This window comes from Brevibacillus sp. YAE8 (assembly GCF_057543335.1).
The window spans coordinates 1-23,287 of sequence record NZ_BAAIYG010000034.1 but is presented as its reverse complement, the minus strand read 5'-3'; the positions used below and the strand labels follow the sequence as shown (position 1 = coordinate 23,287).

Sequence of the window (23,287 nt, the reverse complement as noted above, 5' to 3'; positions counted from 1 at the left end):
CATGTGGCGCAAGCATTGGGTGGTCAGCATGGTAGTAGGGATGGCTCTGGCAGGCATTTTGTGGAGTAGTTCGTGGACGGGACAGGCCGAGGCCGATGTCGCGGTAATCGCCAGTCCACAGCAGACGCCGGCAGCGATCACGTACAGCGCAGATGTGTGGCTGGACATGAACGAACGTATCGTGACAGGCGTGCTGACGGCCCGGTTTGTCCCGCAGGATGACAAAGCTTTTTTTCATCTGTATCCAAATGCTTTTGCCAAACAGGCAGACCTTGGCACGGCGAACTGGGAGCAGGTGCTTGGCAAGCAGCGAGAGCCAGGCGGCATCACGATTACAGCCGTCAAGGTGGATGGACGGGAGGCCGGCATTCGCTACGAAGGAAAGACGAACACGCTGCTGCGCGTGCCGCTCCCGGCGAAAAAGCCGTCCGCCGAGGCTGTCGTGGAGCTTGGCTTCCGCCTGCAGGTTCCTTACAACAACGGACGGCTCTCCTACCACGACCATGCGATGTGGCTGGGGAACTGGCTGCCGATCTTGGCGGTCAAGGATAGCGGCGGCTGGCGGCTCGACCCGTACACGGCGATTGGCGATCCTTTTTACAGTGAAGTGGCGAATTATCATTTGCGCGTTCATTTGCCGGAAGGATATCAGCTCGCTACGACGGGGCTGGAGAGTGCAGCCGTCATCACGCAGACAAGGCCGCAGCGGCAAAGTATATATGAACTGGATGCATGGAACGTTCGTGATTTTGCCATGGTCGTCATGGACGGCACGTACCAGGCGGTGTCCGGAAAAGTCGGGGAGACTATCGTTCGGACATGGTCGCAGCAGGGCGACGATCCGGCGGCTGTGAAAAGCTTGCACGAGACGGCGATGGAGTCGCTCGACTATTACGGGAAGCAGTTTGGCACCTATCCGTACAAGGAGTACGACGTCGTCAAGACAGGCGGCTTTTTCGGGGGCATGGAGTACCCGAGCCTCGTCTTCATCGAGGAGGAGTTTTTCAATACGGCGGACAACATGGGCGCAGCCGTCGTCGCGCACGAAACGGCCCATCAGTGGTTCTACGGCATCGTCGGCAACGACGAGGTGCGCGAGGCGTGGCTTGACGAGAGCTTGACCGACTACGCGACGATGGCTTTTTTGCAGGAAAAGGACCCGAAGCGATCTCAGGCGTACATCCGGCTGAGACAAGGCCAGTCCCGCGCAGCCGAAGCGTATGCCAAACGAGGGATTTCCGCCGAGACGAGCGTGGCGGCCTTCCCGGACTGGAAAAGCTACAACGAGCTTGTGTACGGGCGCTCCGGCGTCATGTGGTGGACGTTGCGGGAAGCGTGGGGAGCCGAGCGGCTGAATCGGCTTTTGCGGCAGTACGTGAGCGAGCACCAGTACAAGCTGGCGAGCGGCGGCCAGATCAAGAAGCTGGTCTCGGCGGCAGCCGGGGCAGACGCAACGCCGTTTTTCGAATATTGGCTGCATGTGCGGCTGGACTCCGCAGCGGCGGCAAAAGAGTGGCTGGAAAAAGGTAAACACGAATGATGATATCCAACCTATTTTAAAATGTTCGGAAGCGAGGTTGACAGGCAAACTTTCTCCCTGCTACACTGTGTATGTTGATAGCAAACGAGTACGAATAGCCCAGGCGATGAGTACGGCCGCAAAAGCCGTTAGTCGGTTGGGTTTTCTTCTGATGATACAAAACGTAGGGGGCGAATGGTTCATGCTACAGCCTTTGGTGGGCGTCATTATGGGCAGCACGTCAGACTGGGAAACGATGAAGGAAGCATGCGCAATTCTCGATGAGCTCAAGGTACCGTACGAAAAGAAGGTCGTTTCCGCGCACAGAACGCCTGATTTGATGTTTTCGTATGCCGAAAGCGCAAAAAGCCGCGGTCTGGAAGTCATCATTGCGGGAGCGGGGGGCGCAGCCCATTTGCCAGGGATGGTGGCGGCGAAAACGGAGCTGCCTGTAATTGGCGTACCTGTGAAGTCGTCCAACCTGAACGGATTGGATTCGCTTTTGTCCATCGTGCAAATGCCAGGCGGGGTGCCTGTCGCCACTGTCGCCATCGGCAAGGCGGGCGCGATCAATGCGGGGCTGCTCGCTGCGCAAATTTTGGGGATCAAATATCCGGATGTGCAAGCGCGCTTTGTGGCAAGACGCGATGAGGTGCGCAAAAAAGTGCTGGAGGCTGGCGAACTGGAATGACGACCAAACAGAGCAAGCAAATCAAACCAGGATCGACTCTCGGAATACTCGGCGGCGGACAGCTTGGCCGCATGATCGCCCTCGCTGGACGAGCTATGGGTTATCGCTTTGTGACGATGGACCCGACTGCAGATGCTCCGTGCGGACAAACGGCGGATCGGCAAATTGTCGCCAGCTACGACGACGTGGAAGCAGCGATGCAGCTCGCCTCTGTCAGTGATGTCATTTCCTACGAATTTGAAAATGTGGACGCACAGGTCGCGGAAGTGCTGGAGAGCCATGCCTACGTGCCGCAGGGCAGCCGCCTTTTGCGCATCACACAGAACCGGATTTCCGAAAAGACGGCGATTCGCGAAATCGGCATTCCCGTCGCGCCTTTTCGCGTAGTTGGCAGTTTGCAAGATTTGCAGGCGGCAGTAGCCGAGCTGGGGCTGCCTGCGGTCATGAAAACGGCGACAGGAGGCTACGATGGCAAAGGGCAGTGGGTTTTGCGCAGCGAGGACGAGCTGGCGGAGGCGTACGAGACGCTGGCCAAGGCAGGAACAGAGTTGATCGTGGAGCAGTTCGTGCCGTTCCAGATGGAGCTGTCCGTGATCGCGGCGCGCAATCCAGACGGGGAGCTGGCTGTTTTTCCGGCGGCGGAAAACATTCACCGGGAAAACATCCTGCATTTGAGCATCGTGCCAGCCCGCGTTCCGGCGGAAGTAAAGACACGCGCAGAAGAAATCGCCCGCACGATTGTAGAAAAGCTCGACGTCGTGGGACTGATCGCAGTGGAAATGTTTTTGACCGCAGACGGGCAGTTGTACGTCAACGAGCTGGCGCCACGCCCGCACAACTCCGGCCATTACACGATGGACGCTTGTGTGACCTCGCAGTTTGAGCAGCACGTTCGGGCGGTTTGCAACCTGCCTTTGGGCTCGACGGAGTTGCTCTCTCCCGTCGTGATGGTTAATATTTTGGGAGAGCACCTGCAGCCTGTCTTGGATCAAATCGACAAGCTGCCGCGCACGGCCAAGCTGCATTTGTACGGAAAAGCGGAAAGCAAGGCGAAGCGGAAGATGGGGCATATCAACGTGCTCGCCCCTACTGTGGAAGAAGCGCTCACCCACATTGATGAGCTGAAAATCTGGACGAATCCATCGGAGGTATAATCATGATCGAACGTTATTCCCGCCCGGAAATGCGCGCCATTTGGACGGAAGAAAACAAATTCAAGGCATGGCTGGAAGTAGAGATTCTCGCGTGTGAAGCATGGTCCAAGCTGGGTGTCATCCCGGAAGAGGACGTGAAAAAGCTGTGGGAAAAGGCCAGCTTTGACATCAAGCGCATCTACGAGATCGAGGAAGAGACGCGTCACGACGTGGTGGCGTTTACCCGCGCGGTATCCGAGACTTTGGGCGAAGAGAAGAAATGGGTGCACTACGGCCTGACCTCTACAGACGTAGTGGACACGGCGCTGTCCTACCTGCTGCGCCAGGCGAACGAAATTTTGGAAAAAGACATCGAGGACTTCATCGCGATTTTGGCGGACAAAGCGCGCGAGCACAAAGATACGGTTTGCATGGGCAGAACGCACGGCGTGCATGCCGAGCCGACGACATTCGGCTTGAAGCTCGCTTTGTGGCACGAAGAAATGAAGCGCAACCTGGCGCGTTTCCGGGCGGCGAAAAAAGAAGTGGCGTACGGCAAAATCTCCGGCGCAGTCGGTACGTATGCGAACATCGACCCGTTCGTGGAAGCGTACGTTTGCGAAAAACTCGGCCTGACTCCGGCTCCGATCTCCACGCAAACGCTGCAACGTGACCGCCACGCCGAATACATGGCGACATTGGCGCTGATCGCAACGTCGCTGGAGAAGTTCGCAACCGAAATCCGCGGCCTGCAAAAGAGCGAAATGCGCGAGGTGGAAGAAGCGTTTGCCAAAGGTCAAAAAGGCTCCTCCGCCATGCCGCACAAGCGCAACCCGATCGGCAGCGAGAACATTTGCGGTCTGGCGCGCGTCATCCGCGGCCATATGCTCACTTCCTATGAAAACGTGTCTCTCTGGCACGAGCGGGATATTTCCCACTCCTCCGCAGAGCGCGTGATTTTGCCAGACGCGACTCAGGCGCTGAACTACATGCTGCGCCGCTTCATGAACATCGTGAAAAACTTGACCGTGTTCCCGGAGAACATGAAGCGCAACATGGACCGTACTTTCGGTCTGATCTACTCCCAGCAAGTGATGCTCAAGCTGATCGAAAAAGGCATGAGCCGCGAGCAAGCATACGACACTGTCCAGCCGCGCGCGATGCAGGCTTGGGAAGAGCAGCGCTCCTTCCGCGCCATCGTGGAGGAGGACGCCACTGTCAGCTCCACGTTGACCAAGGAAGAGCTGGATGAGTGCTTCGATTACCGTTACCACCTGAAGCATGTGGATACGATTTTCCAACGTCTTGGTTTGTTGTGATATATAGTAGCTTTGAAACGATAATGAAGGAACGTCCCTGTTGAACGCGGGGGCGTTTTTTTGTGCTCGAAGTCTGGTGTAAACGAAAAAATTTTGCACAGAGGTGAGCAACTTTCTCTTTTTTTTTACCTAGTTAGTGAAAGCGAAGAACTGACCGGTCAAATCTCGCTTAATAAAAAATGAAGGTGGTTGTGAATATGTCGAAGAGAATGCGAGCTTTACATGTGTATACAGGAAAAGGTTATGGAACGGTAGACGCTTCTATGCTGGATAACCTGTATAAGAAAAACATTTTTGAACTTGTAGTTCATCTTGGTAATATGGAGAAAGTAAAGTTTGACTATCAACTGGGCACATCTCATCAAAATGAGGTTATTGACCAAATGATCTCTGATTTGAAAGACTTTCTTCCTGAGTTTAGAGCGTCTCGGCTTTGGAGCAAGAGCTTGTACATCTCATTGCCTGCCCTTAACAACAACATCTCTACTATTCAAAATGTAGATAAATTTTATTCATTTTACTTAGATTTTTTGAAGAAAGCAAAAAAAGCATGCATCGATATTTTGGGATCTGACGCTTTGATTGCATTCGTGGATGGCTTTTATTTCCGTACAGAGACCATTTTCCCGATTGACCAAAAAATCAGCGCTACGAAACCAACATCCAATAAGATGGTCAAACTGTTGAACGACTTGGCTTTTGAAATCCGCAATACGTATGAAGTACAATTCATGTGGTGCCCATACTATGGTTATGGCACCTATGCGGATAACATCACACATAATCTTGGGATTATTGCAAACCGAACAGATATTTTTGATATTATTTGCATTCAACCACAATACTATTTCCAGGGAAGCGCCTACAAGAAAAACGTAGATCGAGTCTATACAAGTGCTTTTGAAAAAAATGTCGTTGATATAAATGGGAATCCCGTCGGAGGAGGAAGAACGAGTTTTGCTACAGCATTAATCGGAGTAAATATGGAGGCAGATGATAACTTCAGAAGTAGCCGTAAAGCTGAATTTGACTACTACATCCAGCAATTTCAAAGTCTTACTTCAAAAGCTCCGATGGTATTTTACTGTGGTTCGACGGCTAATCTTGTGAAAAATACTCCACTTGTTAATGCCATTCGTGACTTTTATGTGGTTTAAGATTGCAGAAAAAACGAAGTGAATCTCACTTCGTTTTTTTCGTGTTGAACTCAACATCTCTTTCCTTAATCTTGAAAATATTACCACTTTGGTCATGTACATGATTAAAAAAGTAGGCGAACGTGACAATCCGTTCATTCTTGTTATTGTAGTTTTCTTCTTTTAAGGGAAGACCTGTCGAGGTATCAATATAAGCAATTTGGTAAATGCCACCTTTTGGCTCTACGATAGTTTTCAACTTTTTGACTTGCTTTCCACCATAGTTTTCAAAACCTATCTCTTTCCATACACTTGCGTCTTGGTACCCTTTAACCATTTTCTCAAACAATGACTCATTTGGTGTATAGTGATAAACCATGCTTTCCGCGCTAATTGTCTCCTTGTCTTGAAAATACTGATCGTTTCGTTGATCGCCTGTTATTGGATTATGCCATGTTTCAAAGAGCGTAACCGAAGTGGCGTCTACTCTGATTAATTTTACATGTTCAATCAATGAGTGAGATTGCATGGTTGATGTTTGTTCAACTGGGCTATTTGCCAAAGCAGTAGGGGCCATGAGCCCTGAGAATCCAAGGGAGACGGCCAAAGCCAGCGGAGCGAGAAATAAAGCTTTTTTCAAATACATTACCTCCCAAAATGTGTTTTCCTTCATACAATATAGACTCCAAAAAAAGGAAAAAGTTTCGTGGATATATGGTAAAAATAAACAAATAGGTCTTTATATACAAAGGGTTATATCCTTATTTTACTATTTTTTGAAAAAGTGAGCAAAAACCTCTTCTTTTTACCTATATAGTGGGAGGGGTTTTATGTTCGGAAGTTTTACTTAAAGAAAATGTCCTGAAGCAATTAAAACGATTCGCATGGAAGTTACAGTATAAAGCGAAAAAGCAATACCGTAGGGAAGTTTTTATGGGCGATGAAAAATGGGACATCGGTCGCACAGAAGAAATCGACTCTCAGTTATTTGTAGAGGAACTGCTTAACACCTTACCGGACCGAGAACGTTTTATTATTAGGCAGGTGATTATTGAAGGAAGGACAGAACGAGAGGTTGCAAAAGAACTACGTATCTCTCCTTCTCGTCTCCATGCGTGCAAAGTCCAAGGATTGAAACGGCTTCGCCAGCAAATTTCATCAATTTAGAGAGTGGAAAAGTATGGATGGAAAATTCATGTTGGTGGCGCTGTTTTATAAAATTACTCCTAAATAAGTGGAGGCGCATTATTGGGGACCCTCATGAGCCAGCAAAAAATGTGCAAAGAACTAAAAAGCATAAAAAAATAAATTTCTTGTTGGTGATCCCCGTTCCAAAAGGATATCCCTAAAGACTGTTTTGCAAGCTGGCTGTAACCAAACATGTAGCGCTCTCGTACCTACCTGTGCGAGAGCTTACAAGCAGCCTATAAGTACCTTACAAAAGTGTAAGCTTCTTGAAATATAACTCGATGGTTCCTGCTTCTGATCCGTCTTACAATGAGAGCAACTCATACGGATGACGAAATGGGAGATCGATCATGAATACTGCAATCATTTATCCGAAACCGAATCAACGACAAATTTACGAAGATTATTCCGCCAAAATATACCGCTATTTCCGCTACCGCGTGAAAAACGTCTGGGACGTGGAAGACCTGACAACGACTGTATTCATCAAAGTGTACTCCAAGCTCGACCAGTACGATGGCCGCCATCCTTTTGGCGCCTGGATTTTCCGGATTGCGCACAACGCGTTGATCGACTACATGCGCAAAAAAAGGGAGTGCCCGGTTGACCAGGAGACGTTCAGCACGCTGACGGCTACTGACAAGCTGCCGGAGGAATGCGTTTTGACACAGGAGACGACGGAAGGGCTGTGGCAAAAGGTACACACGCTGACGAAGGACCAGCGCAACGTCATCTCTTTGCGCTATCTCGCCGATCTGCGCATGAACGAGATCGCCGAGATTTTGGGCAAGACCGAAGCGTCTGTCAAAATCCTGCATTTTCGCGGAATTAAAAAACTGCAGCAAATGATGGAAGCAAAAGCATGAGGGTGGAGGTTTCGTTCCACCCTTTTTGTATGGGAAAAAGCCGAACGAATCCATCTGGCAACGGGCTTTGGCGCAATTGGCGCAGCCCAGTTTTCTAGTGGTATAGTAGAAGGAGGAGTAGCAGGAGACGCACGAGGAGAGGAGTATGAGCGAATGTCTACGATCATGATTGTAGAAGACGACCCGAAAATCAACCAGCTTTTGCAGGAGCAACTGGAAAAATACGGATTTCAAACGGTCAATGTAGAGCATTTTGATCGCGTCATGGAAGTGTTCGTAAGCAAGCGGCCTGATCTGGTGCTATTGGATGTGAACTTGCCCAAGTTCGATGGCTTTTACTGGTGCAGACAGATGCGGCAGGAGTCCAACTGCCCGATTTTGTTCATCTCTGCGCGGGAGAGCAAGATGGACCAGGTGATGGCGCTGGAAAACGGAGCGGACGACTACATCACCAAGCCGTTCGATTACGATGTGGTGCTGGCGAAAATTCGCAGCCAACTTCGCCGCGCCTACGGCCAATACGCGCCGCAGGAAGGGGAGCGCACCGTGGAGGTCGCGGGGCTGAAGCTGTTTTTGGAGCGGATGGAGCTTTCGATGAACGATACGAAGATCGAGCTGAGCAAAAAAGAAGCGCTGTTGCTGGAAGCGCTGATGAACCAATACCCGCGCGTCGTCAGCCGCGAGCGGCTGCTGGAAAAGCTGTGGGACGAGCAGTTCGTCGATGAAAACACGTTGAATGTCTACATCACGCGTGTGCGCGGAAAGCTGAAGGACATCGGGCTGGAAGGCGCGGTTGAGACTGTGCGCGGCTCCGGCTACCGTCTGCGGGCAACATGGGAGGACGGACAATGAGGTTGTTCCTTCGGGATCAATGGGCATTTGCTGCCTTTTTTCTCGTTCAGCTCATTTTGTTGATTCTGATTTTTGCCATGGACGGGTACTGGAACGAATCGCTGATGATTTACGTCGTGTTTCTCTCCGTCTTTTTTGCCGGGGCGTTTTTGGTTGTCCGCTATTTGACGCACCGTCTGATTTACCAGCGATTGAGCAAGCCGGTGGAGTCGCTGGAGGAGCTGACGCAGACGTACGGCAACGCGGCTTTGTGCCGGGCGATGGATGAGAAAAGTCTGGAGCAGTATCGGCTCTACAAGGAGCAGCTTCACGCCTACGAGAACAAGCAGCGCGATTATACGACGTTTATCCAGCAATGGGTGCATCAGATGAAAACGCCGATCTCGGTCATCCACCTGTTGCTGCAAAACGAGGACGATCCGAAGTCCGAGAGCATCCGCGAAGAAGTCGACCGGATCAAGCGCGGATTGGAAACGGTGCTGTACATAGCGCGACTGGACCGTTTTGAACAGGACTTTTTGATCGAGCCGGTGTCGCTTCGCACGCTTGCGCAAAACGTGCTGGCTGAAAACAAGCGGCTGTTCATTCGCAACCAGGTGTACCCGGAGCTGAAAATCGAACAAGACTGGCGGGTGGAGTCCGACGACAAATGGCTTTCGTTTGTGCTCAACCAGCTTTTGACCAACGCCGTCCGTTATTCGGCAGGCAAAAGCAACAAGGTCACGATCCGCGCCTACGAACGCGGGTCGCATCTCGTCCTCGAAGTGCAGGACTACGGCATCGGGATTCCGGCAGAAGACATCCAGCGGGTGTTCAAGCCGTACTTCACAGGGGAAAACGGCCGCAAGTATCCGGAGTCGACCGGGATGGGGCTTTATTTGGTCAAGGAAATTTGCGGGCGGCTGCACCATGGCGTGGAAATGGAATCGAAAGTGGGAGAGGGCACGACAGTCCGCATCGTCCTGTCTGCAGTGGTGCCAACCTTACAAGAACGTAAGAATGATGAAAGTTAATTCGATAGCTGGAAAACGCGCGTCCTCGTATAGTGGATAGTGGGATGTCAGAGGAAAGGGGAAAGACGTATGGAAATGCTTGCGGTGAACAGTCTGAGCAAAATATACGGAGGCAAGATCACATACCGCGCGTTGACGGATATCGATTTTTCGATTCGCAAAGGGGAATTTGTCGGTATCATGGGCCCATCGGGCAGCGGGAAAACAACGCTATTGAACATGATTTCGACCATTGACTCCCCGACATCCGGGACTGTTCTCTTGAATGGAACGAATCCGCACTTGTTGAAAAAAGACAAGCTGGCGCTGTTCCGTCGCCGCGAACTGGGCTTTGTTTTTCAGGACTTCAATTTGCTCGATACGCTGACGATCGGGGAAAACATCGTGCTGCCGCTGACGCTGGAAAACGTGAAGGTCCAGACGATGGAGGAAAAGCTGCAAAGCGTGGCGACGAAGCTGGGAATCCAGGATATTTTGGAGAAGCGTACATACGAGGTGTCAGGCGGCCAGCGCCAAAAGACGGCCATCGCCCGCGCGATCATCCACTCCCCTTCGCTGTTGCTCGCCGATGAACCGACAGGCAATCTCGATTCCAAGTCTTCGCGGACGGTCATGGAGACGCTGGAAGCGATCAATAAAACAGACAATACGACGATGATGATGGTCACGCACGATCCGCTGGCAGCCAGCTATTGTCACCGGGTCATTTTTATCAAGGACGGACAGTTGCACAACGAAATGTATCGGGGGGAGAACCGCCAGGCGTTTTTCCAAAAGATTATTGACGCGCTGTCGTTCTTGGGAGGGAACACGTATGACCTTTCGACAATTCGCGTGTAATAATGTTTTGCGCAACAAACGCACTTATGCTGCTTTTTTCATGAGCAGCGTGTTTTCCGTCATGATCTTTTTCGTGTACGCGATGTTCATTTTTCATCCGGGAATCGTCGGCGAGGAGATTCATGAATCGGTTGCAACCGGGATGATCGTCGCCGAATACGTCATCTTTTTGTTCTCTTTCTTTTTTCTCTTCTATTGCGTCGGCGCGTTTTTGAAAAAGCGCGAGAAGGAATTCGGGATATTGTTCATGCACGGCATGACGCCGCTGCAGCGAAACCTGCTGATTTTTATGGAAAACATGCTCATCGGGATCGTCGCGATCGCTTTTGGCATCGGGCTTGGCATGGTGCTCGCCAAGCTGTTTTTCCAGTTCGCGGGCTTCCTGCTGGATGTGAAGGCGCTCGGCTTTTACCTCCCGTGGAAGGCGATCGGGCTGACAGTCGTCGCTTTTCTTATCCTGTTCGCCGCCATCTCGCTGTTCACGGTGCTGCTGCTTAGAAGCCGGAGCTTGCTGGAGCTTTTGCAGGGCAGCCGGCGCCCCAAGCGGGAGCCAAGCGCGTCGATTGCGCTGTCGATTGTGGCAGTGGCGCTGCTTTGTATGAGCTATGCGCTGGCGCTGACGGCGGACGGCATATACGTGGTGGCGCTTGTGCTGCCTGTCACGGCTTTGACTGTCGTCGGGACGTATTTACTGTTCACGCAGCTTAGCGTGATCCTGATCGAGTTTTTGAAGAAGCGGCGCTTCATCTATTGGCGGCGCACGAATCTGTTGACGCTGTCTGATCTCTCCTACCGGATGAAGGATAACGCCAGAATGTTTTTTTTGGTCTGCATCGTGTCGACGGTCGCCTTTTGCGCGATCGGGACGCTGGCGGCATTGGCCGGGTCGATCCAGGAGACGGTCGTGAAAACGAATCCGTTTGCGTTCGAATACCAGACCAAGGCGGAGAATGCCGCCAAGGACGCGCATTTGCGGCTGATTGAAAACAGCTTGCAGCAAGGAGGCTTTTCCTTTGAAAAGTACCAGGTGTCGATGCGGGTGCTTCCGGAGCAGGTGAATGACGAGACGGTCGGGGTGGTCAAGCTGTCCGACTACAACCGTTTTGCGATGGCGGCGAACTCGCGCGAGCTGCAAATGGCCGACAACGAAGTGTTTATCCTGCTCAGATGGTTCGGCGATGCGGTTGAGGAGCAGACGTTAAAGGTCGGCGGGCAGGAGCTTGTGGTCAAAACGGACACGAAAATGAATCCATTGATTCACGGCATCGAGTTTGCACGGCTGGCGGTCGTGCCGAACAAAGTGTACGATCAGCTTCGCGACTTGCGGGAGGAGCAGCGCTTTGCCTACGATGTTCCGCGCTGGAAGGACACCCAGGAGATCAGCCTCAAGCTGGGAGAGGAAATCCAGCATTACACGGACATCTACTCGTTTTCGGCGCGCGCGCCCGTCTATCACCAGATGAAGCAGATGGCGAACACGGGGCTGTTTGTCGGGCTGTTCGTCGGCGTGCTGTTTTTCGTAGCGGCGGCGAGCTTCCTGTACTTCCGTTTGTACACCGATCTGGAAAACGACAAAAGGCATTACGGAGCGATTGCGAAAATCGGACTGACGGACGCCGAGCTGACGAGAATCGTGACGACCCAGATTGCGCTGTTGTTCTTCGTGCCGATACTGGTGGCGATCATCCACAGCATGGTGGCGTTCGTGTCGCTGCAAAGCTTGCTGAAAATCTTGCTCGTCGCATCCGTCGCCAAGCCGACAGCGATCGTGCTGTGCAGCTTTGTCATCGTGCAGGCGGTCTACTTCTGGATTATCCGCAATCGGTATTTGTTCCATTTGAAGCGCTCGATGAACCGGATATGAAGGGCGTTTCGCTTTGTTTCGCTAATGCCAGCAGGCAAACTGGCATAGGATAAGGGAAGAGATGCGCGAGGAGGGAAAGGGATGGATCAGGAGACGTGGATGGGGCAAGCCGTCAGCATTGCGCTGGACAATGTGAAGGAGAGCCACGGCGGGCCTTTTGGCGCGATTATCGTCAAAGACGGGCAAATCGTCGGACGGGGCCGCAATGAAGTGACAGCGATGAACGATCCGACCGCACATGCGGAGGTGCAGGCGATTCGCGAGGCGTGCCGCAAGCTGGGCACTTTTCAGTTGAGCGATTGCGAGCTGTACACGAGCTGCGAGCCGTGCCCGATGTGTTTGGGAGCGATTTACTGGGCGCGGCCGCGAGCCGTCTACTACGCCTGCACGAAAGAAGACGCAGCAAGCGTCGGATTCGACGACCATTTTATTTACGAGCAAATCATGCTGCCGCACGAAGAACGCAGCATTCCTTTCCGGCAAATCGAGCTGGAAAATCGTCAGAGCCCGTTTGTAGCCTGGTCGCAAGCGGAGAAGCGAATCGAATATTGAAACGCCGTTGTTAGCTATACAGCCGCTTCATTTAATGGAGCGGCTGTTTTTTTTGTTTATATAGATCAAAAATATGATAAAGAAAAATAAAAAAATGAAAATGCTTTCAAAAAGAAACTTTCTGAAAAATACTTGCATCAGGTCGTGATTCGTATTATATTAACAACAATCGTTACGTAATTCGACTAAGATATTAAAATAACAACCGCAAATAGGTTTGTTTTCCAATAAACAAGACGAATAAAGGAGTGTTTATATGGAGGAGAAATTCCGCCGTTCCCTGTATCCGGAGCTTGACGATACGGACTACGGGATTATCCGGGCGCTGCAGCAAAATGCACGCTTGCCTTTTACCCAGATTGCCAAAGACCTCGGGGTAACCGAAAAAACGATTCGCATGCGCGTTCAGCAGTTGCAGGATGAAGGAACGCTGAGTCTCGTCGGCATCGTCAATCCGGTCAAGGCTGGCTTGCACGTCCAGGCGATCATCCAGATAGCTGTCGAGGCGGAAAAGCTCGACGAAGTCGTCGCCGCGTTGAATGAGATCGTGGAAATCCGATTGATCGTGTTGACCTCCGGCGACTATCAGTTGTTCACGCAAGTATTGGTCAGAAGCTACGAAGAATTATCGGAATTTTTGATGAAAAAGCTCTACAAAGTGCCGGGCATCGTGCGGACAAACGTCATCAACGAGCTGAAAATCTTGAAATCCAAATACAACTTCGTCCGCTAAGGCGAAGCGAAAACCTCGGAAGGGGGAATGCCATCGGACGAATGAGCCGTTGGGATTGTCGTTTCATTGCTTAGAGCCAACAAAAAAAGAGAAAAGGGGTCATTCTATGTTTTCGACCAAGATGAGCAAAGCAATGCTCAGTGCCGTGCTGGGGACGGTTTTACTGGTAACAGGATGTGGAGGAGGAAGCGGGACAGGAACTGCCGATAGCGGAAGCACAGCGACGGCGCCTGCCACTGGCAAAAAAGTCATCAACATCGGGCTGAAGGCAGATCCGCCTTCGATGGACCCGAGCATCTCCACTTCTCTCTACGATCGCCAAGTTTACGCGAGCCTTTACGACAAGCTGTTTGACATCGACGCAGAGGGCAAGATCGTCCCGATGCTGGCTGAATCGTACGAGGTTACGCCAGATGGCAAAACCTACACAATGAAGCTCAAGCAAGGCGTGAAGTTCCACGATGGCACCGAGTTTGACGCCGAGGCAGTCAAATTCAACTTCGACCGCAACATTTCCGGCGAGAAGTCCCGCCGCAAAGGCGAGTTGAAGTTCGTTGAGTCTGTGACGGTCGTCGATAAAAATACTGTCAAAATCCAGTTGAAAGAGCCGTTTGCTCCGTTCCTGTCCGTATTGACAGACCGCGCGGGGATCATGGTTTCGCCAAAAGCGGTTCAGGAGCACGGCGATCAATACTTGAACCATCCAGTAGGGACAGGCCCGTTCACTTTTGTTGAACAGGTAAAAGGCGACCACGTGACGCTGAAGAAAAACGAAAACTACTGGAACGGCGAGGTAAAAGTAGACGAAGTGAACTACAAAGTGTTCACGAACGGTACAGCCAAGGTGCAAAACTTGCGCTCCGGCACGCTGGACATCATCGACGATACGCCTGTGAAGGAAATTCCGGTTGTAAAAGGCGATACCAACCTGCAACTGATATCCGAATCCGGCATGGGCTATCAAGGGTTTTATGTGAACAACTCCCGCCCGCCGTTTGACAACAAGTACTTGCGTCAAGCTGTCGACCGCGCGATTGACCGGGAAGCGGTAGTAAAAGTGCTGTTCAACGGCTATGCGGCACCTGCGCGTACCGCGTTTGCGAAAGGCAGTCTGGCGTACAACGAGCAGTTGAACACGCCGGTGCCGCCTAACGCGGCTGAGATCAAGGACTTGCTGGCGAAGGGCGGCAAGCCGAACGGTTTTGACTTTAAGTTGTACATCACGACTTCTCCGGAAAACGAACAGCTTGGCGCTGTGCTGCAAAGCATGCTGAAGCAGTACAACATCAACGCGACGCTGGAGAAGCTGGAATACGGCCAACTGATTGAAACAGGCGAAAAAGGCGAATTCGATGCCCTGCAACTGGGCTGGTCCGGTCGTCAGGACCCTGACCAAAACTTGCATGACTTCGTAGTCACTGGCACTTCCAACAACGACGGCCGCATCTCTATTCCGAAGCTGGACGAGCTGGTTGTAGCGGCGCGCGGGGAAATGGACGAAGCGAAGCGGAAGGCGCTGTACGAGGAAGCGACCAAGCTCTTGCAGGAAGAAGCGGGCTATGTGTACCTGTACCATCAATATGTTTTGATCGGCATGAACAAAAAAGTAACAGGCTTCACCTACGTACCGGACGGGTTGATCCGTACCGCCACATTGGACAAGCAATAAGGCAAGCCACACACTATAACGGCAAGAGCAAGGAGGAATTGTCATGATGTTCGTGGTCAGGCGTCTACTGCTGACAATCCCGATTCTCCTGCTGGTGTCCATTATGACTTTCTCTTTGATCCACTTGATCCCGGGCGATCCTGCCCGGGTCATTTTAGGACAGGAAGCGACACCGGAAGCCTATCAGGCACTACGAACAGAGCTGGGGTTGGACCAGCCGATCGTGGTGCAATATTTTTCCTGGCTGGGAAAAGTGCTGCAGGGCGATTTGGGAATCTCGATTACGGACCGGGTGCCGGTCTCTCAATTAATTATGCAAAGGCTGCCCGCAACGGTGGAGCTTACGATCGGAACGTTTCTCGTGGCGATCCTGATTGCTTTTCCTGCGGGAATCCTGGCGGCTGTGCGCCGCGGGACGTGGATTGACTACACGAGCACCTTTACTGCGCTGGGCGGGATGAGCATCCCGAGCTTCTGGCTGGCTATGATGATGATTATCTTTTTTGCAGTGAACAACCAATGGCTTCCCGCATCCGGCTACGTGCCGTTTCTGGAAGATCCGAAGCAAAATTTGCTGGCGATGGTTCTCCCCTGTTTGGCGACCGGCCTTCGGGAGTCTGCGGTGCTGATGAGAATGCTGCGTTCTTCCTTGCTCGATGTGGTCAGCATGGACTTCATTCGGACGGCGAAGGCAAAAGGCTTGAATGAAGCGCGCACGATTTTGGGCCATGCGCTGCGCAATGCGATGGTGCCAGTCGTGACAACCTCCGGGCTGATGATCGCGGGCCTTTTGGGCGGTCTGGTCATTACCGAGTCGATCTTCTCGATTCCCGGCTTCGGCCGTCTGATTGTCGAGTCGGTCTTCAAGCGCGACTACGTGACGGTACAGGGAGCGATCCTTGTTTCGGCGGTGCTGGTCGTCTTGGTCAACCTGGCTGTCGATATGTTGTATGCGGTCATTGATCCGCGCATCAAAGCTGGGAAAGGAGCGGGTGAGTGATGAAAACCGCGCGCAAATTCCTGCGAAATGGTCTTGGCGTCATCGGAGCGGTCATTATCCTTGCGTTGATTGTGATAGCGATTTTCGCGCCGCAGATCGCTCCTTTTGACCCGAATGCACAAGATTACAACAAAGTGATGATGCCGCCAGACGGCGAGCATTTGTTTGGCACAGACGACCTCGGTCGGGATATTTTCTCCCGCGTCGTCTACGGAGCGCGAATCTCTATCCAGGCTGCTCTCATTTCGGTAGGAATCGCCATGCTGATTGGCGTGCCGATCGGGTTGTTGTCCGGATATTACCGCGGCTTTTGGGATGAGTGGGTGGTCATGCGCAGCGTCGATGCGATGCAAGCCTTTCCGTTTTTGATTTTGGCGCTGGCGATCTCGGCCGTGCTCGGTTCCGGCTTCGGCAACGCGATGCTGGCGATCGGGATCGGTTTCGCTCCTGCCTTCATCCGGATTACTCGCGGTCAGGTTCTTTCTTTGCGCAACATGGAATATATTCAAGCGGCGCGTTCGGTTGGCGTGAAGGATGCCCGCATCATTTTCCGCCATATTTTGCCCAATGCGCTCAACCCGATCGTGATTCAGGCGACACTTGCGATGGCCTCCGGCATTATCGCGGAAGCTTCGCTCTCCTATCTGGGGCTGGGCGTGCAGCCGCCGACGCCATCGTGGGGAAGCATGCTGAACCAGGCGCAGACGCTGATGTCTGTCGCGCCGTATGCGACGTTTTATCCGGGGATTGCCATCTTTTTAGTCGTGCTGGGCTTCAACTTGCTGGGGGATGGATTGCAGCAGGTACTCGACCCGCGCGCGCGCAAATAATCAATGCCCTACGCAGGGAAAGGAGTGGAGCAGATGACGACCATCTTGGAAGTGGAGCAGCTAAGAACTCGGTTTCGCACGGACAGCGGTGTCGTCAGCGTTGTTGACGGCGTCGACTTCTCCATCCGTGCTGGTGAAACACTCGGCGTCGTAGGCGAATCGGGCTGTGGAAAGAGCGTCACCAGCCTGTCGATCATGCGGCTTTTGCCGCCAAACGGAAGCACAGGCGGCACGATTCGCTTCCAGGGGAAAAACGTGCTGGAGCTGTCGGAAAAAGAAATGCAAGGGATGCGCGGTAACGAGATCGCGATGATTTTTCAGGAGCCGATGACTTCGCTCAATCCGCTGCACACGGTAGGCAGACAAATTGAGGAAGCCGTCATGCTGCACCGCAAAGTCTCCAAGGCAGCAGCAAAGGAGCGGGCGATTGCGATGCTCAAGGCCGTCGGGATGCCGCGCGCAGAAGAAATCTACGGGGAGTTCCCCCATCAACTGTCCGGCGGTATGCGGCAGCGGGTGATGATCGCCATGGCGATGTCGTGCGACCCGAAGCTGATTATCGCCGACGAGCCGACAACGGCACTAGATGTGACGATTCAGGCGCAGATTCTCGACCTGATGCGCGATCTGAAGGAAAAGACAGGGACCTCGATCATGCTGATTACGCACGATCTGGGGGTAGTAGCCGAGATGTGCGACCGCGTCATCGTCATGTACGCTGGGCAGGTTGTCGAGGAAACCGATGTGGATACGCTGTTTGAAAGTCCCAAGCATCCGTACACGATCGGCCTGATGAACTCCATCCCGGAGCTGGACGAGGAGCGCGAATATTTGGAGACGATTCCGGGCGCAGTTCCTCTGCCGCACCAAATGCCGACGGGCTGCCGTTTTGCCCCGCGCTGCTCCAAGGCGCTGCCGATCTGCCAGGAAAAGCCGCCTGAATTGATCCAATTGGACGGACAAAAATGCCGTTGCTGGCTGTACGCAGAGGAGGGAGAGCGGAAATGACAACACCTCTATTGGAAGTAAAAGGGCTGCAGCAGCATTTTCCGATCAAAGGCGGCTTCCTGAAGCGGACGGTCGGCCATGTAAAAGCGGTCGATGGCATTGACCTGACTGTCTACCCCGGCGAGACGCTCGGGATCGTGGGGGAGTCCGGCTGCGGGAAATCGACGACGGGCCGGACGATTTTGCGGCTTTTGGAGCCGACAGCAGGAGAAGTCTGGTTCGATGGCAAAGATTTAGCAAAATTGCCCAAAGAAGAAATGCGCCGGATGCGCAAGGACCTGCAAATGATTTTTCAGGACCCGTATGCTTCTCTGAACCCGCGGATGACGATCAGGCAGATTTTGCTGGAATCGCTCATGGTGCACGACATCGGAACCAAGGAAGAGCGGGAGCGCGTCATTGAAGAAATCATTCAGATTGTCGGCCTGCGAAAAGAGCACCTGAACCGCCATCCGCACGACTTTTCCGGCGGACAGCGGCAGCGCATCGGGATTGCCCGCGCGCTCGTGGTCAAGCCGAAGCTGATTATTGCGGATGAGCCGGTATCTGCTCTGGACGTGTCGATTCAGTCGCAGGTGCTGAATCTGCTGAAAGATTTGAAAAAGGAATTCAATCTGACCTTGATGTTCATCTCGCATGACTTGTCGGTCGTCAAGCATTTGTGCGACCGGATTGCGGTGATGTATTTGGGCCGTGTAGTAGAAATTGCCGATAAAAGGACGCTGTTCGACAACCCGAGCCACCCGTACACGCGGGCGCTGCTCTCGGCTGTCCCTGTGGCGAAACCGCGGCAAAAGCGCGAACGGATTTTGTTGACCGGAGATTTGCCGAGTCCGGCCAATCCGCCAAGCGGCTGCACGTTTCACCCGCGCTGCCCGTATGCGACGGAGGTTTGCAAATCGCAGGTGCCAAGTCTGGCAGATATCGGTGGAGGCCAGCTTGTCTCCTGTCATCTGGTGCATTCGGGTGAGCTGCTCCGCTAAGGCAAGGATGGAGGTACGAACAACATGGTTTACTGGCATTTGTTTCTCGCCTTTTTCCGCATCGGGATATTTGGTTTCGGGGGAGGACCTACGATGGTTCCCCTTTTTTATACCGAGTGCGTGAAAAAGTACAAGTGGGTGACGGACGAGGATTTTTCCGACAACCTGGCGCTCGCCAACGCCTTGCCTGGGCCGATTGCGACCAAGCTGGCTGCTTTTATCGGCTATCGGGTCAAAGGCTGGATGGGGGCACTGGTAGCGAACGTCGCGGTAGTCATGCCGATCGTTCTCGTCATGATCGGCTTGCTGCAAGTGATTTATCAATGGAAGGACGCGCCCGGCGTCTACGGCATGATCCAGGCGATCGGCCCGGTGATTGCGGTCATGACAGGCGTGCTGACGTGGGAGTTTCTCGCCAAGGGCTGGAAAGGCGCGTCGAGCAAAACGGGAGTGAGCATTTCGCTTGGCCTGTCGCTCGTAGCGCTGCTCTTTCTTGACTGGCATCCTGGCATTGTAGTAGGCATTGCGCTGCTCGTTTCCTTTGCCTACTCCACCTGGTCTGTCCGCAAGCGCAAGAAAAAGGACGGCAAGGAGGGAGCGGCATGATTTATTTACAGTTGTTCTGGGCCTTTTTCATCTCGAACATTTTGGGGTACGGAGGAGGGCCGCCGAGCATCCCGCTCATTCAAAACGAGGTCGTCGATCATTACCAATGGATGTCCATGAAAGAATTCGGGGAAGTGCTGGCAGTGGGCAATGCGCTGCCGAGCCCGATTGCGACCAAGCTGGCCGGCTACATCGGCTATCAGGTGGCAGGGGTGCCGGGAGCGACAGTTGCTTTGCTGGCGACGGTTGCGCCTACGGCGATTGCGATGATTCTGCTGCTCCAATTCATCAACTTGTTCCGCAATGCCCCGCAGGTAAAAGCCATGACACAATCGGTTCGCCCGGTCGTGACGGTCCTGCTCGGAACGATGACCTATCAGTTTTTGCTCGGAGCAGTCGAAGGGATCGGATGGATTCAGACAGGCATTTTGACCGTCGCATCGTATCTGCTGCTGGAGACATGGAAAGTGCATCCGGCCTTCGTAATAGTAGCGGCGATGGCGTATGGGTTCATTTTTATCGGGTAGCAACGCCAACCAGATACAAGGAGGCCTCAATCATGGTAAACTACGACGCAATGGAATACCCGTATGCATCGAAACGTGTCACGACATTTGCCAAAAACGGCATGGTAGCGACCTCGCAGCCGCTCGCGGCGCAGGCAGGTCTCGATATTTTGAAAAAGGGCGGCAATGCAGTGGACGCGGCAATCGCGACTGCTGCGTGCCTGACGGTGGTCGAGCCGACCTCCAACGGAATTGGCGGCGATGCGTTCGCGCTCGTCTGGATCAAAGACGAGCTGCACGGACTGAACGCCAGCGGACCAGCTCCGCAAGCGATCTCTATCGAGGCGTTGAAAACAAAAGGACTGGAAGAAATGCCGACTTACGGCTGGACACCTGTGACGGTGCCGGGCGCTCCGGCTGCCTGGGCGGCTCTGTCTAAGCGCTTTGGCCGCCTGCCGCTGACAGAGGTTTTGCAGCCGGCCATCGACTACGCGGAAAACGGCTATCCGCTTTCGCCGACGCTGGCCCATTACTGGAACGCGGCGTATAAAAAGTTCTCGCAGCTTTGCAAAGGCGAAGAGTTTGCCCATTGGTTCTCCACTTTTGCGCCAGAAGGCAAGGTGCCAAAAGCGGGAGACATCTGGAAGTCGCCGGGGCACGCGGCTACGCTGCGGCAGATTGCGGAGACGAACGGGGAGAGCTTCTACCGCGGCGAGCTGGCGGAAAAAATCGACGCCTTTTCCCGCGAGTGCGGCGGCTATTTGCGCAAAGAGGACTTGGCCGCTTATGAGCCGGAGTGGGTGCAGCCGATAAGCGTCAACTACCGTGGCTACGACGTGTGGGAAATCCCGCCGAACGGCCAGGGCATGATCGGCCTGATGGCGCTGAACATTTTGAAGGGCTATGACTTTGCGGCAAAAGACACAACCGACACGTATCACAAGCAGATCGAAGCGATGAAGCTGGCTTTTGCCGACGGTTTGAAATACATCACGGAAGCAAGCAAGATGAAGGTCGCGGTAAAAGACTTGCTGTCGGAGGAATACGCCGCCGAGCGCCGCGCCTTGATCGGCGACGAGGCTTTGACGCCGGAGCCGGGCCAGCCGAAGTCGAGTGGCACAGTTTACTTGGCAACAGCGGACGGCGAGGGCAACATGGTGTCCTTCATCCAGAGCAACTACATGGGCTTTGGCTCAGGAGTAGTCGTGCCGGAAACAGGAATCGCCCTGCAAAATCGCGGACACAACTTTTCGCTCGACCCGAATCACGACAACTGCCTGGAGCCGGGCAAAAGAACGTTCCATACGATTATCCCGGGCTTTTTGACCAAAGACGGAAAAGCGGTGGGGCCGTTCGGCGTCATGGGCGGCTTCATGCAGCCGCAGGGCCATGTGCAGGTGGTCATGAACACGATCGACTTCCACCTCAATCCGCAAGCGGCGCTGGACGCACCGCGCTGGCAGTGGATGGAAGGCAAAACGGTGGAGCTGGAGCGGCACTTCCCGGAGCATCTGGCGCAGGCGCTGGAGCGCAAAGGGCACACGATCAAGTGGGCGCAGCTCGGAAATTACTTTGGCCGCGGCCAAATTATTTGGCGGGATGAAAACGGCGTCTTGAGCGGCGGGACCGATATGCGCACGGATAGTAGTATTGCGGCGTGGTAAAGAGTACAAAAATTTGCGAAAGCATAATGCTGAAGCCTGGCTTCGGCATTATGCTTTCGTTTTGTCGTAGTAAGCAAATTTAGGGGCTGTCATGATGTAACGGCATTTTTGGACTCACGTTGACAATTGCGCGGAGCTGCTAACGCTTTAGCTCTCTCTATGCTTGTTTGTTTTACCGCTGTAGCCGCTTTGCTTCACTTTTTCATCTATTCGATAATAGTATTTGGTTTCTTTTTCATCCGAAAAAATGACCTGAGCGCTGTAATCGCCGAATTTTCTGGAGTATGTGACGTCAATGCTCGCAATGTCGGTTATTTTGTAGTTTTGCTCTTTATCGGCACCTGGATGTTCATGCCATATAAAATCCTCATCAATCTTGACGAGCTTGAATTGAAAGTCATTGATTTCACCGACGACTTTCGGAGACCAAAGCTCGTGGAATGAAGACAGTTCCTCACTCAGATTAATCGCTTGGTAGTGCATATGAATCCCTCCTTTTTTTGACTTTGCATTGTAACGTTCAGAGACATGGGGAGCATCCGCTTGTCGCCCGGTTGTTGCACGAGAGCGATTTCGCTGGCGTTCTTCTCGCCTTTTTAGAGCTTGCGCAAGGCAGTCGATATGTTTTGCAAAGCGTATTCGATCGCCAATGGGCCGCCAGTAATCGCGGAAGTATCCATTGCAGTACCTTGAAAGGCACCATCTGGCGTAAGTCCCAGTCCCTTTTCTTTATCAAACGCAAGCGTATAGACAGGATTTCCTTCACCCAACACATTGAACGTTTTTCCATCCCAGGACAAAATGAGAGCTACCGACTCTTCTGCTTCTTTGCCAAGTGCCGTTAAAAATCAAGCTATCAAGGACGCGAAAAGTGTGTTTAAGAAAGCGAAGAAAAGCAAATTCACTACTGTTCCTGTTTTGAAGAAACCTGTCTGCATTTGGAACAATCAAAACTATTCGTTTGATTTCACGCACATTTCCATGCCGATTATGATTGACGGCAAGGTAACTAAAACACCTATCCGTGCTTTGTTAGTTGATAAAGACAACCGTAACTTTGCTTTGCTAAAACATAAATTAGGTACGCTTCGAATCACACAGAAAGCAAATAAATGGATTGCCCAAATTTCTGTCACCATACCTACTATGGAAGGAACAGGAGTAAAAGTCATGGGTGTTGATTTGGGTTTAAAAGTTCCTGCCGTTGCTGTAACAGATGATGAAAAGGTACGTTTCTTTGGGAATGGCAGACAAAATAAGTACATGAAGCGTAAGTTTCGTTCTGAACGCAAAGCATTAGGCAAAAAGAAAAAGG

General features: G+C 52.6%; 23 protein-coding genes and 2 pseudogenes. 22 read left to right on the top strand and 3 right to left on the bottom strand.

All coding sequences use genetic code 11. From position 1 onward, the window contains the following. The first annotated feature begins 1 nt into the window (after nt 1). From AC27IT_RS24735 to AC27IT_RS24715, 5 genes are all read left to right on the top strand, one after another. Nucleotides 2-1,540, top strand: a complete 1,539-nt coding sequence (locus tag AC27IT_RS24735) for a M1 family metallopeptidase (RefSeq protein WP_238504058.1) — start codon at nt 2-4, stop codon at nt 1,538-1,540. 181 nt (nt 1,541-1,721) lie between these two features. Then, nucleotides 1,722-2,210, top strand: coding sequence for a 5-(carboxyamino)imidazole ribonucleotide mutase (purE, locus tag AC27IT_RS24730; RefSeq protein ID WP_005834709.1), 489 nt, complete (start codon nt 1,722-1,724; stop codon nt 2,208-2,210). Then, nucleotides 2,207-3,364 carry a 5-(carboxyamino)imidazole ribonucleotide synthase gene (purK, locus tag AC27IT_RS24725; protein WP_327953433.1) on the top strand — a complete coding sequence of 386 codons (1,158 nt, stop codon included), beginning with the start codon at nt 2,207-2,209 and terminating at the stop codon, nt 3,362-3,364. The genes purE and purK overlap by 4 nt, the downstream gene beginning before the upstream one ends. A gap of 2 nt (nt 3,365-3,366) precedes the next feature. Continuing rightward, nucleotides 3,367-4,662, top strand: a complete 1,296-nt coding sequence (purB, locus tag AC27IT_RS24720; protein ID WP_007777155.1) for an adenylosuccinate lyase — start codon at nt 3,367-3,369, stop codon at nt 4,660-4,662. Nucleotides 4,663-4,859: 197 nt separating this feature from the next. Further along, nucleotides 4,860-5,819, top strand: coding sequence for a hypothetical protein (locus AC27IT_RS24715; RefSeq protein ID WP_025848911.1), 960 nt, complete (start codon nt 4,860-4,862; stop codon nt 5,817-5,819). A 25-nt stretch (nt 5,820-5,844) separates the two neighbouring features. Here AC27IT_RS24715 and AC27IT_RS24710 read toward each other — a convergent pair whose 3' ends face one another. After that, the gene (locus tag AC27IT_RS24710; protein WP_487092156.1) at nt 5,845-6,471 is read right to left on the bottom strand and encodes a hypothetical protein; all 627 of its coding nucleotides are present in this window, start codon (nt 6,469-6,471) and stop codon (nt 5,845-5,847) included. A gap of 260 nt (nt 6,472-6,731) precedes the next feature. On the opposite strand from AC27IT_RS24710, the gene AC27IT_RS24705 reads away from it, so the two are divergent. The 16 genes from AC27IT_RS24705 (at nt 6,732) to ggt (ending at nt 21,972) form a co-directional block, all read left to right on the top strand. After that, a complete protein-coding gene (locus AC27IT_RS24705) occupies nt 6,732-6,965 on the top strand; it encodes a sigma factor-like helix-turn-helix DNA-binding protein (protein ID WP_487092155.1) in 234 nt (77 codons plus the stop codon). A gap of 371 nt (nt 6,966-7,336) precedes the next feature. After that, nucleotides 7,337-7,852, top strand: coding sequence for a sigma-70 family RNA polymerase sigma factor (locus AC27IT_RS24700; protein WP_007787472.1), 516 nt, complete (start codon nt 7,337-7,339; stop codon nt 7,850-7,852). Nucleotides 7,853-8,005: 153 nt separating this feature from the next. Beyond that, a complete protein-coding gene (locus AC27IT_RS24695) occupies nt 8,006-8,704 on the top strand; it encodes a response regulator transcription factor (protein WP_005834718.1) in 699 nt (232 codons plus the stop codon). Further along, a complete protein-coding gene (locus tag AC27IT_RS24690; RefSeq protein WP_005834719.1) occupies nt 8,701-9,717 on the top strand; it encodes a sensor histidine kinase in 1,017 nt (338 codons plus the stop codon). Before AC27IT_RS24695 ends, AC27IT_RS24690 begins: the two co-directional genes overlap by 4 nt. A gap of 69 nt (nt 9,718-9,786) precedes the next feature. Then, on the top strand, nt 9,787-10,557 hold the full coding sequence (locus tag AC27IT_RS24685) for an ABC transporter ATP-binding protein (protein ID WP_005834720.1): 771 nt from the start codon (nt 9,787-9,789) through the stop codon (nt 10,555-10,557). Next, nucleotides 10,532-12,421: an FtsX-like permease family protein gene (locus AC27IT_RS24680; protein ID WP_007787479.1), complete on the top strand. Its 1,890-nt coding sequence runs from the start codon at nt 10,532-10,534 to the stop codon at nt 12,419-12,421. The genes AC27IT_RS24685 and AC27IT_RS24680 overlap by 26 nt, the downstream gene beginning before the upstream one ends. A gap of 81 nt (nt 12,422-12,502) precedes the next feature. Continuing rightward, nucleotides 12,503-12,973: a nucleoside deaminase gene (locus AC27IT_RS24675; protein ID WP_487092154.1), complete on the top strand. Its 471-nt coding sequence runs from the start codon at nt 12,503-12,505 to the stop codon at nt 12,971-12,973. 256 nt (nt 12,974-13,229) lie between these two features. After that, complete coding sequence (locus AC27IT_RS24670) at nt 13,230-13,706, top strand: Lrp/AsnC family transcriptional regulator (protein ID WP_005834724.1); 477 nt, start codon at nt 13,230-13,232, stop codon at nt 13,704-13,706. 106 nt (nt 13,707-13,812) lie between these two features. Then, the gene (locus tag AC27IT_RS24665; protein ID WP_005834725.1) at nt 13,813-15,375 is read left to right on the top strand and encodes an ABC transporter substrate-binding protein; all 1,563 of its coding nucleotides are present in this window, start codon (nt 13,813-13,815) and stop codon (nt 15,373-15,375) included. Between the two features lie 43 nt (nt 15,376-15,418). Further along, complete coding sequence (locus tag AC27IT_RS24660) at nt 15,419-16,375, top strand: ABC transporter permease (protein ID WP_005834727.1); 957 nt, start codon at nt 15,419-15,421, stop codon at nt 16,373-16,375. Then, on the top strand, nt 16,375-17,205 hold the full coding sequence (locus tag AC27IT_RS24655) for an ABC transporter permease (RefSeq protein WP_005834729.1): 831 nt from the start codon (nt 16,375-16,377) through the stop codon (nt 17,203-17,205). The genes AC27IT_RS24660 and AC27IT_RS24655 overlap by 1 nt, the downstream gene beginning before the upstream one ends. A gap of 33 nt (nt 17,206-17,238) precedes the next feature. Further along, entirely contained in the window at nt 17,239-18,213 is a 975-nt protein-coding gene (locus AC27IT_RS24650) for an ABC transporter ATP-binding protein (protein WP_005834732.1), read from the top strand. Then, nucleotides 18,210-19,196: an ABC transporter ATP-binding protein gene (locus tag AC27IT_RS24645; RefSeq protein ID WP_005834733.1), complete on the top strand. Its 987-nt coding sequence runs from the start codon at nt 18,210-18,212 to the stop codon at nt 19,194-19,196. The genes AC27IT_RS24650 and AC27IT_RS24645 overlap by 4 nt, the downstream gene beginning before the upstream one ends. Before the next feature lie 24 nt (nt 19,197-19,220). Next, complete coding sequence (locus AC27IT_RS24640) at nt 19,221-19,802, top strand: chromate transporter (RefSeq protein ID WP_005834735.1); 582 nt, start codon at nt 19,221-19,223, stop codon at nt 19,800-19,802. Next, a complete protein-coding gene (locus AC27IT_RS24635; protein WP_005834736.1) occupies nt 19,799-20,329 on the top strand; it encodes a chromate transporter in 531 nt (176 codons plus the stop codon). Before AC27IT_RS24640 ends, AC27IT_RS24635 begins: the two co-directional genes overlap by 4 nt. A 32-nt stretch (nt 20,330-20,361) precedes the next feature. Next, nucleotides 20,362-21,972 (top strand): gamma-glutamyltransferase, encoded by a 1,611-nt coding sequence (ggt, locus tag AC27IT_RS24630; RefSeq protein ID WP_005834738.1) that lies wholly within the window; start codon nt 20,362-20,364, stop codon nt 21,970-21,972. Nucleotides 21,973-22,119: 147 nt separating this feature from the next. Here the strand turns inward: ggt and AC27IT_RS24625 are convergent, their stop codons facing one another. Together AC27IT_RS24625 and AC27IT_RS24620 are read right to left on the bottom strand one after the other, a co-directional pair. Further along, nucleotides 22,120-22,455, bottom strand: a complete 336-nt coding sequence (locus AC27IT_RS24625) for a cupin domain-containing protein (protein ID WP_241752688.1) — start codon at nt 22,453-22,455, stop codon at nt 22,120-22,122. 113 nt (nt 22,456-22,568) lie between these two features. Continuing rightward, nucleotides 22,569-22,790 (bottom strand): annotated as a pseudogene (locus tag AC27IT_RS24620) (ABC transporter substrate-binding protein); the annotation flags it as partial. A 1-nt stretch (nt 22,791) separates the two neighbouring features. On the opposite strand from AC27IT_RS24620, the pseudogene AC27IT_RS24615 reads away from it, so the two are divergent. Beyond that, nucleotides 22,792-23,287, top strand: a pseudogene (locus AC27IT_RS24615) (nuclease/transposase family protein); the annotation flags it as partial.

Coding starts and splice junctions, on each gene's coding strand:
- AC27IT_RS24735 (WP_238504058.1), top strand. CDS start 2: ATGTGGCGCAAGCATTGGGTGGTCAGCATGGTAGTAGGGATGGCTCTG.
- purE (WP_005834709.1), top strand. CDS start 1,722: ATGCTACAGCCTTTGGTGGGCGTCATTATGGGCAGCACGTCAGACTGG.
- purK (WP_327953433.1), top strand. CDS start 2,207: ATGACGACCAAACAGAGCAAGCAAATCAAACCAGGATCGACTCTCGGA.
- purB (WP_007777155.1), top strand. CDS start 3,367: ATGATCGAACGTTATTCCCGCCCGGAAATGCGCGCCATTTGGACGGAA.
- AC27IT_RS24715 (WP_025848911.1), top strand. CDS start 4,860: ATGTCGAAGAGAATGCGAGCTTTACATGTGTATACAGGAAAAGGTTAT.
- AC27IT_RS24710 (WP_487092156.1), bottom strand. CDS start 6,471: ATGAAGGAAAACACATTTTGGGAGGTAATGTATTTGAAAAAAGCTTTA.
- AC27IT_RS24705 (WP_487092155.1), top strand. CDS start 6,732: ATGGGCGATGAAAAATGGGACATCGGTCGCACAGAAGAAATCGACTCT.
- AC27IT_RS24700 (WP_007787472.1), top strand. CDS start 7,337: ATGAATACTGCAATCATTTATCCGAAACCGAATCAACGACAAATTTAC.
- AC27IT_RS24695 (WP_005834718.1), top strand. CDS start 8,006: ATGTCTACGATCATGATTGTAGAAGACGACCCGAAAATCAACCAGCTT.
- AC27IT_RS24690 (WP_005834719.1), top strand. CDS start 8,701: ATGAGGTTGTTCCTTCGGGATCAATGGGCATTTGCTGCCTTTTTTCTC.
- AC27IT_RS24685 (WP_005834720.1), top strand. CDS start 9,787: ATGGAAATGCTTGCGGTGAACAGTCTGAGCAAAATATACGGAGGCAAG.
- AC27IT_RS24680 (WP_007787479.1), top strand. CDS start 10,532: ATGACCTTTCGACAATTCGCGTGTAATAATGTTTTGCGCAACAAACGC.
- AC27IT_RS24675 (WP_487092154.1), top strand. CDS start 12,503: ATGGATCAGGAGACGTGGATGGGGCAAGCCGTCAGCATTGCGCTGGAC.
- AC27IT_RS24670 (WP_005834724.1), top strand. CDS start 13,230: ATGGAGGAGAAATTCCGCCGTTCCCTGTATCCGGAGCTTGACGATACG.
- AC27IT_RS24665 (WP_005834725.1), top strand. CDS start 13,813: ATGTTTTCGACCAAGATGAGCAAAGCAATGCTCAGTGCCGTGCTGGGG.
- AC27IT_RS24660 (WP_005834727.1), top strand. CDS start 15,419: ATGATGTTCGTGGTCAGGCGTCTACTGCTGACAATCCCGATTCTCCTG.
- AC27IT_RS24655 (WP_005834729.1), top strand. CDS start 16,375: ATGAAAACCGCGCGCAAATTCCTGCGAAATGGTCTTGGCGTCATCGGA.
- AC27IT_RS24650 (WP_005834732.1), top strand. CDS start 17,239: ATGACGACCATCTTGGAAGTGGAGCAGCTAAGAACTCGGTTTCGCACG.
- AC27IT_RS24645 (WP_005834733.1), top strand. CDS start 18,210: ATGACAACACCTCTATTGGAAGTAAAAGGGCTGCAGCAGCATTTTCCG.
- AC27IT_RS24640 (WP_005834735.1), top strand. CDS start 19,221: ATGGTTTACTGGCATTTGTTTCTCGCCTTTTTCCGCATCGGGATATTT.
- AC27IT_RS24635 (WP_005834736.1), top strand. CDS start 19,799: ATGATTTATTTACAGTTGTTCTGGGCCTTTTTCATCTCGAACATTTTG.
- ggt (WP_005834738.1), top strand. CDS start 20,362: ATGGTAAACTACGACGCAATGGAATACCCGTATGCATCGAAACGTGTC.
- AC27IT_RS24625 (WP_241752688.1), bottom strand. CDS start 22,455: ATGCACTACCAAGCGATTAATCTGAGTGAGGAACTGTCTTCATTCCAC.